Below are 1,495 nucleotides of genomic sequence, written 5' to 3' on the forward strand. Positions count from 1 at the left end.
CCACCGCACGGCCCAACAGGAGTGCCCGCGCTACCACCGCCACGGCCCCCGTGAACAGATACACCCACCCCACCGTCCGCGCCGTCAACCCGAACCGCGAGGCCAGCAGCAATGACAGCACGGCGGTGCCCCCCTGGAATGCGCCCATCGCCAGCACATACGTCCAGACCAGCCGGGCCAGGGGCTCACGTGGATGCGACAACACCCGCAACACGTCTCCCGTGCCGCTCGAACGCCCCTCGCTGGCAGCGCGAACCACCCCGGGGGCCTCCGGCAGGAACCGTGCGGCGAGCAACACATTGCAGGCCCCCAACCCCGCGGCGAAGAGTCCCGGCATCGCCGGCCCCAGGTTCGCGCCCAGCGCCCCCAACGCGGGGCCCAGCATCACTCCCAGACTCGTCGCAGCGGACACCCGGCCCAGCGCCTGGGCCCGCGCCTCGGGGCGCGTGACGTCCACGACATACGCCTGGAGCACCCCCACCGTCCCACCGCCCACGCCCTGCACCACCCGCGAGAGGAACAACCCCGGCAGCGAATCCGCGAGCGCCAGCAGCACCGACGCCACCACGGCGGCCGTCATCCCGATGAGCAACACGGGCTTGCGCCCCACGCGGTCCGACAGCCGTCCCCAGACCGGTGCACTCACGAGTTGCACCAGCGGCACCGTCGCCATGAGCAGGCCCACCACGGCACCTCCACCCCCCAACCCGGTCGCGTGGAAGGGCAGCAGCGGGACGATCATCAACAGCGCCACCGAGTCCAGGAACGCGGTGAAGAGCAACACGGTCAGCCGGTCCAGGAACGCCTCCGTGAGGGGACTCGCGACAGACAGGACTCTAGATGTCGGGTCCGACGTGCATGCTTGTCCCCATGAGCCCCGCCCCTCCTCCGCGCCTGCTGCTGGTGACCGCCCATCCCGACGACGAGACGATGTTCGCCGGGGCGGTGTTCCAGGCGACGCATGCCCTTGGCGCCGAAGCGGACCTCGTGGTGCTGACGAACGGCGAGGGAGGCTTCCGCTACGCCACGCTCGCCGAATCGCTCTACCGCCTGCGCCTCACGGACGAAGCGGTGGGCCGCGCGCACCTGCCCGCGATCCGCAAACAAGAGCTGCTGGGCGCGGCGCGCATCCTCGGCCTGCGCGACTGCATCTTCCTGGAGCAGCCAGACACGGGCTATTCGCTGGCACCGGACGCCCTCACGCCGGAGGGCTGGGACGTGGAGGCCGTGCGCCGTCAGTTGCGCGAACAGCTCACACGCGGCCGCTATGACTTCCTGTTCCTGATGATGCCCACGGCCCGCACGCACGCGCACCACCGGTTGTCCGCGCTGCTGGCGCTGGAGGCGGTCGCGGCCCTCGCTCCCTCCGAGCGTCCAGCGGTGCTCGGCGTCTCCCTCCACACGCGCAAGGGCGCCCCACAACCCGAGGGCTACCCCATCCTCGCGTTCGACGCTCCCGCTTCGGAGGGCGCAGCCCCCCACCCGCTCACCGCCC

At 71.5% G+C, this 1,495-nt stretch carries 2 protein-coding genes; one reads left to right on the forward strand and one right to left on the reverse strand.

Annotation, left to right across the window (positions count from 1 at the left end; translation table 11 throughout):
* Window positions 1-784: MFS transporter (locus D7Y13_RS41390; protein ID WP_147452646.1), on the reverse strand; the 784-nt coding region annotated here is incomplete at its 3' end.
* An 86-nt stretch (window positions 785-870) separates the two neighbouring features.
* Here D7Y13_RS41390 and D7Y13_RS41395 point away from each other — a divergent pair.
* A partial coding sequence (locus tag D7Y13_RS41395; RefSeq protein ID WP_167508822.1) for a PIG-L family deacetylase occupies window positions 871-1,495 on the forward strand: 625 nt, incomplete at its 3' end.

It is taken from the genome of Corallococcus praedator (assembly GCF_003612125.1).
GTDB classification, from domain to species: domain Bacteria; phylum Myxococcota; class Myxococcia; order Myxococcales; family Myxococcaceae; genus Corallococcus; species Corallococcus praedator.